This window comes from Pseudomonas sp. GW101-3H06 (assembly GCF_059424605.1).
In genome coordinates this window covers 40,624-55,521 of sequence record NZ_JBWKZO010000002.1, presented here as the reverse complement: position 1 = coordinate 55,521, position 14,898 = coordinate 40,624, and the positions used below count along the sequence as shown (strand labels likewise).

At 52.5% G+C, this 14,898-nt stretch carries 12 protein-coding genes; 3 read left to right on the top strand and 9 right to left on the bottom strand.

The window, feature by feature from the left end; all coding sequences use genetic code 11:
- Positions 1 to 417: 417 nt before the first annotated feature.
- The 9 genes from AC07ZE_RS29275 to AC07ZE_RS29235 form a co-directional block, all read right to left on the bottom strand.
- The gene (locus AC07ZE_RS29275; protein WP_082631583.1) at positions 418 to 2,118 is read right to left on the bottom strand and encodes a DNA cytosine methyltransferase; all 1,701 of its coding nucleotides are present in this window, start codon (positions 2,116 to 2,118) and stop codon (positions 418 to 420) included.
- 202 nt (positions 2,119 to 2,320) lie between these two features.
- Complete coding sequence (gene sppA / locus AC07ZE_RS29270; protein WP_057977919.1) at positions 2,321 to 3,277, bottom strand: signal peptide peptidase SppA; 957 nt, start codon at positions 3,275 to 3,277, stop codon at positions 2,321 to 2,323.
- 169 nt (positions 3,278 to 3,446) lie between these two features.
- A complete protein-coding gene (locus tag AC07ZE_RS29265) occupies positions 3,447 to 3,725 on the bottom strand; it encodes a hypothetical protein (RefSeq protein ID WP_057977917.1) in 279 nt (92 codons plus the stop codon).
- 81 nt (positions 3,726 to 3,806) lie between these two features.
- The gene (locus AC07ZE_RS29260) at positions 3,807 to 4,076 is read right to left on the bottom strand and encodes a hypothetical protein (protein WP_057977915.1); all 270 of its coding nucleotides are present in this window, start codon (positions 4,074 to 4,076) and stop codon (positions 3,807 to 3,809) included.
- An 80-nt stretch (positions 4,077 to 4,156) separates the two neighbouring features.
- Positions 4,157 to 7,525 (bottom strand): hypothetical protein, encoded by a 3,369-nt coding sequence (locus AC07ZE_RS29255; protein ID WP_057977913.1) that lies wholly within the window; start codon positions 7,523 to 7,525, stop codon positions 4,157 to 4,159.
- A 150-nt stretch (positions 7,526 to 7,675) separates the two neighbouring features.
- Positions 7,676 to 8,653: a tandem-95 repeat protein gene (locus AC07ZE_RS29250; RefSeq protein ID WP_372242189.1), complete on the bottom strand. Its 978-nt coding sequence runs from the start codon at positions 8,651 to 8,653 to the stop codon at positions 7,676 to 7,678.
- Between the two features lie 404 nt (positions 8,654 to 9,057).
- Complete coding sequence (yejK, locus tag AC07ZE_RS29245) at positions 9,058 to 10,065, bottom strand: nucleoid-associated protein YejK (RefSeq protein WP_057977911.1); 1,008 nt, start codon at positions 10,063 to 10,065, stop codon at positions 9,058 to 9,060.
- A gap of 90 nt (positions 10,066 to 10,155) precedes the next feature.
- Positions 10,156 to 10,485 (bottom strand): hypothetical protein, encoded by a 330-nt coding sequence (locus AC07ZE_RS29240; RefSeq protein ID WP_125919893.1) that lies wholly within the window; start codon positions 10,483 to 10,485, stop codon positions 10,156 to 10,158.
- Between the two features lie 951 nt (positions 10,486 to 11,436).
- Positions 11,437 to 11,688, bottom strand: a complete 252-nt coding sequence (locus tag AC07ZE_RS29235) for a hypothetical protein (protein ID WP_057977905.1) — start codon at positions 11,686 to 11,688, stop codon at positions 11,437 to 11,439.
- Positions 11,689 to 12,026: 338 nt separating this feature from the next.
- Between AC07ZE_RS29235 and AC07ZE_RS29230 the strand changes: the two genes are divergently transcribed.
- The 3 genes from AC07ZE_RS29230 to AC07ZE_RS29220 all read left to right on the top strand — a co-directional run bounded on the left by AC07ZE_RS29230 (position 12,027) and on the right by AC07ZE_RS29220 (position 14,894).
- Complete coding sequence (locus AC07ZE_RS29230) at positions 12,027 to 12,641, top strand: hypothetical protein (protein ID WP_125919891.1); 615 nt, start codon at positions 12,027 to 12,029, stop codon at positions 12,639 to 12,641.
- Between the two features lie 144 nt (positions 12,642 to 12,785).
- The gene (locus tag AC07ZE_RS29225; protein WP_057977901.1) at positions 12,786 to 13,193 is read left to right on the top strand and encodes a hypothetical protein; all 408 of its coding nucleotides are present in this window, start codon (positions 12,786 to 12,788) and stop codon (positions 13,191 to 13,193) included.
- 219 nt (positions 13,194 to 13,412) lie between these two features.
- Positions 13,413 to 14,894: an AAA family ATPase gene (locus AC07ZE_RS29220; protein ID WP_137807680.1), complete on the top strand. Its 1,482-nt coding sequence runs from the start codon at positions 13,413 to 13,415 to the stop codon at positions 14,892 to 14,894.
- Positions 14,895 to 14,898 lie beyond the last annotated feature (4 nt).

Genomic DNA, 14,898 nt, shown 5'->3' with positions numbered 1-14,898 from the left:
CTGTCAGCATCCAGGTCGTAGCCCATTTCGTATGACGCTGGGCCAACCAAAGGCTCATCGATTTCCCACTGGTCAAACCAGGAGTCTGGCACGTCAGCGTAGACAGCTGGCCTGCCAGTGAACTGATCACCTGTCACGTCGATCACGATATTTCTACATCGTAGCCAACCGTGACTTCCGTTTCCCTCGCAATGATTGGCGCATACGTAAAGTACTCGGTCGTCAAACTGGTCATTGAGGATTTGTCCTAGCATCCACGAAAGTTGACCGCAGCAGCCATTCGGAAAACGATCAAGGTTGCTGGGGACTCGAGGTAGTTCACTCAGGACTTTCTCGACTGCCTCTCGAAACCGCACGGAAAGGGCAAAGAGTTCATCTCTGCTCAGCTCTACCACCTCGTTCATTTGAGTCTCCTGTCTATGCAGCGAGCATCGCCTGCTGACGTGATTTCCACGGGTCGTTAAATTCTGCGATCCTTGCCAACTGCAATGGCGATACGCTATTGCCGACCATCTTACACATCTGAGTTTTGTTCAGCTTCCGACCATCGTGGCCGCGGTCGATGATGTAGTTTTCAGGGAAGCCCTGCGCTCGGTATAGCTCGCGAGCATCGAGCATGCGTAGGCATACATCAACGATTAGGTACCGGACGCCGTCAACGAATACCGTAACCAGATCGAGCCTCTCCTCAACGGTAAGAACTGTTGATTCAGGTCCGCGTGTACCATGCTCAAGCATGAAGTCAGCGACGCGCAGCGCAGCGTTGATCTGGTCATTGTTGAACTGCTGGTTTTGGAAGTCATGGCTGTCCAGCTTTGCCGTTACCAACTGCTGTTGGCTGCCGGAGCCGGTGATGGTGCTGAATGGCGCGAAAACGGGGTGAGCAGGGGTGGTGTTTTTGCCGCCATTTGCCTGCACCAGGATAGGGGCCACGACAGAGAAGTGCCCCCCTTTGACTTGGGCACAGATCGTCCGAAGGGGTTCTTCTGCCGACATGTTTCTTTGCTGAGATGCGTTGGCATGCTCTGTGAGAAATGGGGCAATGATCGGAGTACCAACCATCAATTCCCCGCGGTTTGCGCCAGTGACAGTCCGCATAGGTTCGTCAACATCGTGAAGGCGCACGCTCCCCTGATGGGTAGCAGGGAGAATGAAAGGCCGTCCATTTACAACGAAGCGTTCGATGCCGGTGGCGATCCGGACATTGGTGGACTTCACCAGAGGGCGCTTACGTCCCCAGATGCTTTGGCCTAGATTGCTCCAATCGATGCATTCTGCGGCGGTGCGATAGGGCAACTGTCCTTTTTTCGGATGCTTTGCGTGAGATGCCTCGGGCCATTCAATAGGATGACCATCACATCGTGCGATTAGGAACATGCGCTCGCGAATGGTAGGGGCCCCATCATCACAGGCACGAGAAACCCGCCAATCAACGTTGTAACCCAGCGCTTTCAGGCTTCGAATAAAGTGATTCCAGGTGCGATTAACCGGGGACCCGTGACGGCGATATTTGCGGCTTTGCTTACGCCGATGTAGGGCGTTACCAGTGGGTTTACCACTATCGGGAATCAGGTACTGCTCTTTCCGAGGAACCACTTCTCCCGGTGCTGCAATTGAACCATCAAGTTTAACAACACGGCCTGTTTGAGCGCAGCGCTTGGCAACCAGATTGGTCCAACCCAAAATCTGTTTCACGTTTTCTGCGCTGATGACCAACGGCCTCACTTTGCCTGCCCACTTCACGACTACCCATGGCAAATCGCGTATCTCCTTGGATCTAGGTTGGCCACCTGCAGCTTGAGAGAAATGAGTACAGTCAGGCGAAGCGTGGAGCCAGCCAGTAGTCCTTCCTCCGCAGGCCATTACTGGGTCAACACCCCATACATCGGTTTGGTAGTGAGTGGCGTATGGATGGTTGGCAGTGTGGAGCGAGATGGCCGCCTCGTCATGGTTGACGCAGATATCTACCCGGCGCCCCAAACCCATTTCCAGACCGGTAGAACCGCCGCCTCCACCGCAGAAGAGATCTACGATCAGCCAGTAATCTGACTCATTAAGGCCAAGCTGGTACTGGGTCTTGTAATCAATGGTGGGAAAGGTTTTGTTGAAAGCGCTCATGGTCTCTACCGGTGATCTGATGAGGGAAGGCGAATGGACATACCGCCGATCATCCGGAGATTCTCAAAAGCGCAACCCGTCGCTTGTTCATCGGCGAGAGCTTGGGAGGGAAAAGCAGAACTTTTTCAGCAAGGTGACTATGGGGTAGGGGCGTAAACGAAAAAGCCGGCGTAAGCGCCGGCTCTTGTTCGACCAGGAGTTTTTACCGAAGGTTGGGACCGCTGAATCCCATGGTCATCGAAACGTGCTCAGCTACTGAAGCGCCGATTTTTTTTGCGAAACGATCGAACGGATTTTCTTTGGCAGTGAAATCGACAACATGGCTTGCTCCAACCACTTCACGAGCAACGTAATCCACGTCAGCTAAGCGATCGACGAGACCAAGCTGCAGAGCTTGTTCGCCCGACCAGATGAGGCCAGAGAAGAGCTCAGGGTGCTCGCTGCTCTTGAGCTTTGGTCCGCGGCCGTCCACTACCGCCTTGATGAATTGTGCATGCGTGGTCTTCAGCACGTTCGACCAGAATGCGGCCTCTTCTTGATTTTGAGGTTGGAACGGATCGAGGAAGGCCTTATGTTCGCCAGACGTGTAAGCACGGCGCTCCACCCCCAGTGTACGCATTAGATCAACGTAGCCGAACGAAGCCGCAGTCACACCAATCGAGCCGACCAAACTGGATTTGTTGGCGTAGATCTCATCTGCAGCGCTTGCGATGTAGTAGGCGCCAGAGGCCCCCAGATCACTGATGACAGCGTAGATCTTCGTGTCCTTGTGTAGCTCGCGTTGACGCTTAATTTCGTCGTAAACCTCCCCTGCCTGCACTGGACTGCCACCTGGCGAGTTGATTCGCAGGACAACCGCCTTCGTGCGTTTATCCTCAAGCGCTTGGCGTAGGCCTTTCTTGATCACCTCAGCACTTGCTTGCCCTCCTTCAGAAATTTCACCGTAAACGTTAACTGCGGCAGTGATTTCTTTGTCTTTTGAATCATCGCCGCCGAATTGTCCGGTGGCGGAGGAGAACACTGCGATATCCAGGGCAACAGCGATGACGGCAAATAGTCCGTATTTGATGTAGCGCATACGGCGGGTTGCTCTTCGCTCTTTGATCAGGTCGGCAACCAATTCGCCAAGCACCTGGTGTTCCGTTTCTTTGGTAGACATCGCAGACCTCAATGTTTAGTAGATGGTCCAATGATGCTTTCCAAAAAGAATCCTAGGCGCCACATTGGGCCCGCTGGAGGGCATAGATTTCCCTGTCGTACAGCACGAAGTTGAGGTGCGCGACCAACAGGAGGGGGAGTGGTCAACGTATAGGCAATGAGGTAGCAGACTATTCGAACATGCTGATAGTGGGCAGAGTGTGAGCGCGGAACGGTGAGATGAGCGCGGGATGCGTGGTGCTTTCAGATGCATTCCCCTCCCAGAAGACAATGGGCCAAACGATGGGAGCTTTCTTTTTATCCTCGAAGACTGCGAATCCAGTTATCACCCCGAGTTGGGTCTTTGCTTGTCCACAACGGTCTTGAAGAAAGTGCGCACTGCGCCGAACCAAGGTCCCGGTTCGGGCAGTGCGGAAATCGAGTATTTTCAGTTCGTTCAGGTTTTCCATTGGAAGCTCTTGCCTTTGGTAATCACTGATCACGATACCGGTGATACCAAAAGCGCAAGGGGCTGTCGGCCCCACGCACTGTTACCATTCGAGCTCAGATGCAGGTGCGTGCTGCGGGGCATCCAGGCGGCGGTAAACCCTTTCGATGTGGCCTTCGAACGAAAAGGTCAGCTTTGCGGGCACGACCTGAAGTTCACGATATGCCCTGGCCATACCTTTTGCCTGCTGCAGCTTGGCATGCCTCTCATCTTGAATTTCTGAATTGGCGATCTCCTGGACAATTTTGCCTAGTAATGTCACCGAGAGCTCCCTCAGCGTTTGTTCATTTGTATCGGCGTTCGCAACGTTCATGCAGCAGTCTCCTATTTCACCGTGGTTTGACTGACCGGATCGTACTTCTAGAGTGTTTCGACGACACCCCAAAAGTAGGTCTAGTTTTTCCCATCTACTGTGAACCACCGTTCGACCCCATCTGGTGACGGTAGAACGTCTTTGACTTCAGCCTCAGGAATGGCCTTCCGGCCAAGAGTGCGAGCTCTAGCGCGAATGTGTTCGTGGGCTTCCGCTGGTGAGGCGAACTGCATGCGCTTATACGAAAATTGTGATGCCTTAATAGGGCTGGCATCACGCATTTGCAGTGAAATTTTGACTGGGGCAACGTCGAACCAATGGCCGTTCTTTACTGGTTTGCCGTTATCCTCTGCCGTGACCTCGACAAGGTTCACCGGATCAAAATTTTCTGGAAGTGACAATCCAAGACAATCATCAAGAGACTCACGAGCACCTGGAAATACTGCGTTGCCCGCAATCCAGTATTTTGACTCTTTGCCATCGCCTTCGGCCCAGGAACTGAAGTGATAGGTGAGCAAATTGTTAACGGATATAGAAGGTGAAAAGTCTCCTTTGTACAGACGGCCAGTCAAGATTGATTCGTTTCGCTTTGGCGTTACATCCCGGTAGCCGAGGTACCACGATGGATCCTCGTTTATGGCATCGCGATAGCATGACAGTGCCTGATGAGCGTGTTTGTACGTGCTGAGGAATTTGGCTTTCATTCTGTCTTTCACGTGCTCGTTGGGGGCGAGGCGGTGAAGGAGGGCATAAGCAGCCGACGTGGTCACACAGAAAAAACTCACATTTTGGTCACGCTGATACTTCAGGCCAAAGGGGACCGAAATGCTTGGATCTACGACCTGGCTAGTTGAGAGTTTCTCCCTCACATCAATCCATTGCTCGAAGAGGTCCCAGTGCTGATCAGCACTGATTGCTTGTTTACCCTGCAGCATCGCCAGAACGCTTGAGTAATCCTCGCAGACTGTCATCAGTCGTTGTTTCGCCTCAAATGATTCGAATACAGATTTTGCCAGCCAATTTTTAACGCTGTCGGACTGGTAGAGCTCAGTCTCCGAGGCGTCCTGGGAGCGTAAGGCTTCCCAGCTGCGATCCCTCTCAACGAGTTTTTCGTGATCCTGCTCCAACACGATACGATGGACCCACGCGTGCCGCTCCAAGCGATTGTCCTGTTCTTGCGGTTTCGGACTCAGGTAAACATGGCATTTGCTGGTGCCTGTGACTGTAATTCGTAGAACCTCATATTCGAGTGCCTCATAGTGGCTTCGAACAGAGCTGGCCAATTCTTGGCCGGCGCCGGCGAGAAGGTACATCTGATCGAGAAGGGTTTTCCAAACAGGGCCCAGTTTGGCTCCCTCGAAAGTCGGCAGTTCCTTTCCTCGATTAACGGATCTCCATGCCACCACAGCTTGGTCAACGATGACTGAGGCTTCTGTCGCGGTCGCCAATCCTCCTTCCAGCAACGCCATGCGCATTTTTTCGCGGGTAGCTGCCTCCCGTGCTCTCTCGGCTTCTAGGTGCTTCAGTGCATGCTTGAAGAATCGGACATATTCGACATGATCTTCGCGGCTATCTCGATCATGAATGTACCAATGAAGCTCCTCGGGAGTAACGGCGTCCAGTACGAGGAAGGGCAGTTCTGCATGACTCCAATATCCAGGTCGGAATGCACTGAGCGTGACCTTGGTGCTGAATTCACGCTCCTTTCTTCGACCATAACCCTGCACGTTTACAAACACGTGCAGAGAGTCTCCCCCGCGGGCGGCAAAGCGTAGGCCTATCCGCTCGGTAGGCTGAAACCTGAATGAGAAACCACTATGGCGGTGATCCTCTTTCCTACATGCGCCCGGTGCAGTATGGGGATTCATCACTGTATGCCAGTTGCATAACACGCGGGAGCCGGATTTAAGATATGCGTTTTTCTCGCTGATCCACGTATGCAAGGGCTTACGTTTCTGCGTTGGAAGCATGCCCGCGCCATCGTCGTCGTGGATGAACTTGAGCCACCGGTCTTGAAAGGGTTGCGTCATGAACTCGAGAGACTGCTCTCCGTCATAGAACTTACCAAACAGACCTAGACGATGATCCAGGCCACAGATCATTAGCAGGAAACGTTTGTAGTGCAGGGCGAAGTTTTCATGAGCCTTGAGGTGCGATGTGTATGCCACGTCCTGGAATTTGATATCGGACCCGTCAACACCCTTGAAAATGTTGTTCTGGTCGTCCTTGGATGGGAAGAGCCGGCTGGCGCCCAGATGGGACTCAATGGGTGACCAGATCCTATGGAGGTTCTCGCCATCACGCACCAGGAGGAACACTTTTCGGTTTTCCAGGTTGCGACTGAGGTTCGTCGCCGCGTTTCCATAATCGATGGCTCGCCGACTGGTGGCCATCACCAGAATGCAGCGTTCGGTAGGAAAAACCTGCTTCACCAACGCTTCGTGTTCGGTTAGCGCCTTAAAGAAGAGATCTTCGTTGCTGAAATCAAACCATTCGTCCAGATCGACATAGATGGCCAGCTCCTCGTCTATCATCAACTTTCGTTGAACGATGCTCAGGGGAATGTGACTGTCAGCGGACCTACCAGTACAAATGGTCTGCACAGAAACGCCTTTTCCTGTGTAGAGGTCCAATGACTCGATCCCTTCTATCAGGCTGGCCACGTAGGCGCGCACATCTTCTGTTTGGGCAAGCGCTGCGGCGGCTGTTTCTTGAAAGTAGGGTGTCATCGCCTTAACGGTGGCAGCAATCTCGGTGGTCTTGGCCTGAATCCAATCTGATTTTATGGTCGCTACCTTGTGCTCACGAGCGGCCACCGATTTCAAGGCTTGGATTTTTTCTGGGGTAATTCCACTGCCGATCGCGGCAGCGACGCTACCGGTAGCTACACCGGCCAGCGACCGCTCCTCGCTGGCCGAAATCACCATGGTTTGTTCGCTGGCGGTCTCGCTTGAGGTTTCTTTGGCGCGATCTGCTGCCATGCGCTCATCGACGATAGCATTGAGTATCTGTGGATCCGCCTGAGCTTCCATTAGGTCGTTCTGAAGCTCTGTTACTCGGCCCTGAATTCGCTTGATCTCATCAGCTCTGACTTGCTGGTGGTCGGGCTCGAATTCGAATTTTGCGAGGAATTCTGCGAGCAGGAACGGATGCTCTTTGCAGGTGATGTAGCGACTGGTGATGTTTCCTTCAGCGTTGGGGATTTCGACTCGAACCTGGGTGTCGTATTTGGATGGGTGGGCTCGAATGATGATCGTGTGGGGAGAGTTATCGACCCAACGAATCGATTGAAGAAGGTGAACATCCCGCTCCTTGATTGCCATTTCAGGGATGGCGTCTTTCGCTCGCCAGAATTGGCCGGCTTGTAGCGACTGGAATCGTTCGATGCGTTCAATGGTAGGTTCAACCGCGGCCACTGCTGTGGTCGGGGAGGAGGAGTTATCAGACATGTCTCTTTCCCAGTGCTGTTTGGGAAGATCGTTTCATGAATTGTCGAAGTGCAAGGGCTGGAACGGTACCTGCCCACAGGAGGTAACGCCATGTGGGCAGGAGGTTTTCTTGAAAGGTTCTTCTATCAGCGAAGCAATTAGCGCTCGTCTTTAATGCGAAACTGTCGTGCGAACGGTAATTGGAGTCGACTCCTTGGTTCTAATAGTCAGCGTCGTGCTGGTCAGCGTGGGCACATCGTTTACTGGATTAACGGTGATTGTGACGGTCACCGGTGCTGACCATGCACCAGCGCTATCCTGCGCCCGATAAGTCAGTGTGGTGGTCCCGTTCCAGTTTAGGTTCGGGCTAAAGGAGAGGGTCGATCCTGTGATAATTGCAGTGCCATTTGGTGAGGGAGTAACGACTTGAAAAACCGTAGGTACTGGTGAGTCAATATCTGTTGCGGTAAGCGTTACGGTGCCTGTCGTGTCCTCGTCTGTGACCAGGGTTTTCGCATAGGCCACTGGAGCATCGTTGACTGGACGAACGACTATCGTCGCTGTACCTGCACCGGACCAGGCGCCGGCGCCGTCCATGACACGATATGTAAGCGAGGTCGTACCGTTCCAATTTGGGTTAGGGACGAATATCAGCGTGTTCCCACTTACGCTAGCGGTGCCGTTGGCGGGAGCCGAGAGGATCTGAAAAGTATATGGTCCTGGGCCATCGTCCGAAATAGCAAAGGCCGCGGAACCTGTGACATCCTCGTCAGTTGTGAGAGTAAAATTGCCAGCAGTTGGTGTGATGTTGTAGCAGCTGTTGTGCACAGTGAAGCCAGAGTAATTACGGGCGCTGCCGTCAGACCACAGTTCATAAGTTCGGGTTTGATTGATGCTACCGCTTGGAGTGCTTGCGGGGCAGGTTAGCCACTGGGTTTCGGTCTGTGTCGACACGTAATACGCTGCAGCCACACATGAGCTGGATTCGACGGACCAATATTGACCCCAGTAAGGATCGTAGGGCGATCTAAGACCATACTTACTGTTGCATGCCTCACCTGGATAAGGCCCGCCTTGCTTACATATCCAGTTGACAGACCCGACCTGACCGGCTGGGCATGCCGTCGTTTGGCGATAGGTGTACGTCATGTTACCCCCACTATCCGCTAAAGCGACGGGCGAAGATAAGCTAAGGATCGTGATCCATCCCAGAGCAATCATTTGAACTGCCTTCAACAATGATCGATAGGATCGGAATCCAAATAACGTCCTTACAAGTTCATGATATCTATCCATTTATTGCCCCGGTGCAATACAGAGTAATTTGATTTGACCCGAAATTACCAAGTGCCGCATGGCTTGTGCGGGCAATTCGCCCCTAGAAATGGGCTCTGATTTCTGTCAGCTATCGCGCAAGGAGGGCGTCAGCAAGCCAAAGGATTGAGAGCAATCGCAACTGTGAGGGCACGAAAATCTTGAGAGCTTGATATGGCCGTGTGATAAGCGGGCATTTCGAAATGCGGCCGTAGAGACCGCATATGGGGGGGCTCGGATTACATCGACTGGCGTTTTATTTGATCCTTGAGTTGAGTTGGCAGGCCAGTAATCGTCAGTTGACCGCTGGTCTCGTCATAAACCACTTTGTTGCCCAGCAAATGCGCTTCAAAGCTGATGGACAGACCCTCGGCGCGGCCCGTGAAACGACGGAATTGATTGAGCGTTTTTTTGTCGGCAGGAATTTCTGGCGACAGGCCGTAGTCTTTATTTCGTATGTGATCGTAAAAAGCCTTTGGATGTTCTGAGTCAATCAACTCGGACAATTCTTCCAGGCCAATGGGTTCCCCCAGTTTTGACTGGCTCGCAGCGTAGTCGACTAGGGTGTTTGTCATAAATCTGGTCGTTTCCTCCGGTAGGTCCTCGCTCTCCACGAAGTCGCTGAAAGCTTTGAGTAGGGTCCGGGTTTCGCCTGGCCCGTCGACACCCTCCTGGCAACCAATAAAATCGCGGAAGTAGTCAGACAGTTTCTTGCCGTTCTTCCCTTTGATGAACGAAATGTATTGTTTTGAGTTTTTGTTGTTTTGCCATTCCGAAAGATTGATCCGCGCTGCCAGGTGTAGCTGGCTAAGATCAAGATGCCGAGACGGGATGACTTCAAGGCTTTCACTGACCGCCACGCCTTCGCTATGGTGAACAAGCGCGATCGTCAGATACTCAGTCAACCCTTGTTGATAGTGTGCGAATACGACATGCCCACCGGAAGTGAGGTTGCTTTCCTCCATGAGCTGCTGCAGATGCTCAACAGCAATCAGGCTGAGCTCTGTGAAGGTCTTGCCCTCGCCGAGGTAATCTTTGAGCCAACCACTAAGAGGGTGGGCTCCAGACTCTGGATGGAAAAATCCCCAAGCCTTCCCCTGTTTGGTGTTGTAGCTTTCGTTCAGGCCCGACATCAACTGGTCAAGAGCACTTGATTCGGTCAACTCAGTGCTTGATGAGTGCAGGATTGCCGGGGAACCGTCTGGTTTCTTTTCGATCAGGTGAACTATCGCGTGTCGTACGGGCATAAAGTTAATGCTCATTAAAAAAATGGGGTGGGTACTGAGCCGTTCAGAAAGTGCCTTTCATCTGGCTCAACATTCGAGAATTTGTCTCCCCTAGCCATGGAGGATGGATTCGACATTGTCCGCCTGGTCATCACCGGAGGAATGTCGATTGGATACCCTGCAGAGGTTTGAATCCTCAGACTTAACTAAACGTGATGCCGCAAGTCGTTGCGAAATGGGAGTGGTGAGCGGATCAATGGATTGAGCTCGCCCATTACTGATGATTAGCAAGGCCGTCCATTTGATACCTCGGTTTGTGGCGTCAGGTTCGGGGTTGCGGCGTATCTCAATACGCGCACTTTGGTATGCCTGATGCCACTGCTCTTTGTTGATGTCGGCCGCTTCTTTGGCCGGAAGTGTGGAGGAGGTTTGCAAGCTCATGTTCTCGAACCTTTTCGTTATGGATGCAAACGAATCCTGCACGAAGACGTGAATATGCAAGTCTCCCCAACTCGCCCGAAAATTGGGCCGGATTGCGAACATCCAAATGGTGCTAGGCCACATGATTCTCTTACCAACCTAGGGGGAGAGCCCAAATGCCTACAGTTCGATTCATGGGGCGAAGAGATGTAGAAACGCATTGTCCGATGGCGCCGACGCATCTGGTTTCGATTTCAGACGGTGAGGACGATCAGGCCCAAATCGTCCAATCGCGGTGGGCTAGCGTAGCTTTCGAGTATTTCGTTGATGGAGAGTACGACGAGACGCGGATCCTCATGTTTGGCGCAAAGTTTCCTGTTTCATTTCAGGACTACCTTTTGCCGCCTCAGGCTGACTCAGTAAGGTCATTGGTGGATCGATTAGCTTCGACCGGGCTCGATATCGTCGTGAACTGTCAGGCAGGTCGCTCTCGCAGCGCTGCAGTGGCCAGGTACATTTCCGAGCGGCATGGATACGACCTCAAGCAAGAAACACCCGATGCTAATCAGACAGTGCTCAGGTTGCTTCGGCGGGATTCGTCGCTTTGTTCTACATTCCGTGATGTTACCTCTCCTAGTTCAAGTGACCAGAAGGCTGACGGCGCCGTTCGCGCGCTTCTCAAGCTATTGGGGCTTTGGACGCCGTCAAGGCAGTAGCAATAGGGATGGCGCCGGCTTTTGAAATAAATGCGAGAGTATGGAAATAGCCGCAAAAAAAGCCCGCATGAGCGGGCTTATGGGGGCGACTGCTCTGCAAGCGGGTCACGACTGGAGACGGCGCCGCACGTAGTACGAAATTACATTTCCATGCGTTGTTTTCTTGCTCGATCAAATGTCGAAAGTGGCTTGCTTCTACGTAGCTCGGCTCCAGCTGTTGGGGGCAGGGGCTTTAGGGGAATCTGGTGAACGATCACTAAGCGTCATCGCCTTCCACAAACTGACTCACAAAGGCGCCAACCTTGGCAGTCAATTCACGGTGTTCACTTTCCACTTCGGCGAGTCGTGTTTGGTAGTAGGAAATGCACTCTACGAAGGCATCCTGTGTTGTCTTGGCGCGCATACTTAGATTCATGCCGCGAGTCTTGTCATATAGCCAGAATCCGTCGCTGCACTCCGAGAGCGTTAGAGTCTCTGTGAGTTTGGTGCTGTTAATGTGTTTGCCCATCTTGGGTTTCCTCGGTATTCGTTATGAGGCCAGCGTCTCACTGGTCGCCTTAAACGCAAGGCCATAATCAACCCCAATTGCTCGTGCCATTTCCCACGCTCGAGCAATGAGCAATTCCTAATCCCGTCCCGCAACAGAGCGAAACCAACGGCAATGCAAGCTCGAATGCCCAACTGATGTTGTTCTTATGGCTTGTTCTGATCCAGATGCTGGTAGCCAGCTTGGCCAAGCACGCGAGCGCCCGTACTGTGAGTTAGCAGGATTGAAAAGATTCTTTCAGGGCTTGCACTTTCAAGATCGTGAGGATGATGGGGTCATTAATTGTCGAGGACGATTCAATGGCAAAGAACCATCACCATTCCCCTGCTCAGAGAATCTGTGGGCATGTGGGTATGCACGTTTTTCACTATTCGGGTCGCAAAGGGCAGGCCGAGGAAAATCGATACGCAGCTAACTCGCTCTGCCCAGAGTGCGCTGGTGTGATTCGAGTGTGGTTTGAACAATCTGAGCCCGGTTTTTATAAGGTCGATCTCCCCAAGCTGGTTTCCCACTCTCCAAGTCTCATATCGTGGGGCAACAGGGTTCGTATCGCTCAATTGCGTAAGTTGGGCCCAGTGATGAAGCGAATGGCCTCAGAATCCGAAAGCGACCCGCTGGCGGCACTCACTCTTCAGGTGCTGACGATGATGTTTAAAATCGACTCCGCTAACTTTTGGGTCGACGTTGATAAACATACCTATGGCACCTACTCACTTGGTTGGGATCTCGAAGCACTCATTCGGGGGCGCGAAACAGCAACCAATCCGCTGGGCAAGGCATCAGTGTTTGGGTATTGGTTGGCTCGAAATGAGCGTGTTGCGAATGACGCGATCGAAGCTGCGGCGTTGCTCAAACCCATCCTGAAGGATTACAAGCGAGGTGCAGTCGTAGCTGAGGAAGCCGCATCCACTTAGAAAACTACTTGTCACTGTAGCCGTCCTTGGGGCGGCTTTTTTGTGGCGTATTACCAGAGATTGGCCCCGTTTTGGGGAGCAGATCCGGATCTGAAGTGCGCTTGGTCTGGGGAGAATTGCATCATCCCCACCAGGAGAAAATCAATGAATCAAATGCGCAATGTATCCCTTCATACGCTGCTAACGCTAAGCGGCCTGAGCTTGCTCATCCTGCCTCAGTTCTCTCATGCGGCCGGCAGCTTGAACAGCGCAGCTGACAACCTAGATAGTATGATGGATCAGATGTTCAAGATAATGCCTTACACCTTCGGGCTAGTGATCCTCATGGTAATTCTTCAGATTGTGAGAGCGATGAATCCTGGAAGCTCGTCCGGGCAGATCAACGATGCAGCACCGAGAGCTCCAGTCATAGCGCCGCCTGTACTGCAGGCTCCAATAGCAGGTGCGGAAGATCACCGCTCTGTCCTTGCCTCCACGACCGTGGAGCAGCCGACATCGGTGCCTGGTTCCGAAAGCGGCGAAGCTGGCAGCCGAAAACTACACCTTGATTGACAGGTCATTTTCCTGATCAACCTTGCATTTTCGCAAATCCCCGGAAGATAGATTGTGGAAGCTCCTCCTGGCCGGCATCTGATACCGGCCACGCTTTCACTCGAATGCAGCGATTGTTGAGCCTATTTGCCCCAGTTCGTGGCGCCAATAGGGCAAGGCCGGCGCGCTCCTTCGTGAAACACTAATTCCATGAATTTGTCGAAATCGTAAGGGATTGCCATGTCCAAGAATGAAGCCTTGAACGACCGTATAAATACGCCACTGAAGCTGGCATTTCCGGTCGTTGCAATCGAAACCTTTGAGTTGGCCAGGGCCGCTCAAGTCATCTCTGCAGCAGCAACTGAGCTGAAAAAGCATTTCTTAGCAATGCCTTTCAAACAGGTGCCAGACCCAGGTTATATCGCCAAGGTCGCAGGAGAAGCACCCAAAGATAGCCGTGGCGCCGTTATTTTTGACCAGTATTTTTTTGACCGACAGCGTCTAAATGCCGAAACCCTTCCCAGCTTGAAAGCGTCCCTGGCCGCTCTTGAGCAACACGGCATTACCTACGTTATTGCCGGTCGCGACTCCTTGGCCGAGGAGTTCGTTTATCACATCGATCTGCCAGCCATGGATCAGGCCGAAATAATTGAAGTTCTGATGAGCGCCGAACGAGACGTCGAGCGATCGATTGGCAAATCTTCCCAAGTGCCGACCATTTTTGATGAGCGCGAGCGGGTTGTGATTGCTAACCACGCCATGGGCTTGAGCCACACACAAATGCGAAATGTGTTCATTCTTTCGGCTTATCGCAAACACAAGGCGCTTGACTACCTGTCAGAGATTCGGCGTGAGAAGGGCCATATTCTGCGTGATGTGGGTCTAGATGTTTTGGAGCCGATCAACATTGAAACTGTTGGTGGGCTTGAGCCACTGAAGTCATTCCTCAATATCCGAAAGGCAGGTTGGGATAAGGACTTGCCTTTAAAAGGGGTGCTGCTGGCGGGTGTTCCAGGTGGTGGTAAAACGCTAATGGCTAAGGCCGCTGCGGGTGTGTTCGGAACAACACTTGTTCGTCTCGACATGAGCCGTTTCTACTCGAAGTACCTGGGTGAGACTGAGGGCAAATTCATTCGTGCGCTTCAGACAATCGACCAGATTGCGCCCGTTACCGTTCTCATGGACGAAATCGACAAAGCCTTTTCACAAGGTGAAGGAGACCACGAGGTATCGCGTCGTTTGCTCGGTGCTTTCCTGTATTGGCTTCAGGAGCGAAAGGGCAAAGTCTTTATTGTCGCGTCGGCCAACAGAATCAGCGCCTTACCCCCTGAGCTTATGCGCGCTGGGCGCTGGGATCGCTGTTTTTTTATAGATCTGCCCAGCAAGGATGAACGCGTAGCAATCTTCCAGATTCACTTGAAGAAAGCAGGTGTCGATGTTCACCACTTCAAGATGGACGATCTGTTGATTGCGAGTACTGGCTATACCGGTGCTGAAATCGAGCAGGCCGTGGTCGATGCTCAATATCTCGCGTTGTCGATGGATACTCAGTTAAACCAAGAGAATCTCCTTGATGCTTTGGGAGATATCAGTCCTGCCAGCGAGACAAGAAAGGCTGATATCGACTCAATTCGTAAATTGGGCGATCAGGGCTTCTACAGAGCCAATACCCAAGATCGAAGCGAGCCGCTACACAACGTTCGCCAACTGACCGTCGATTGATATT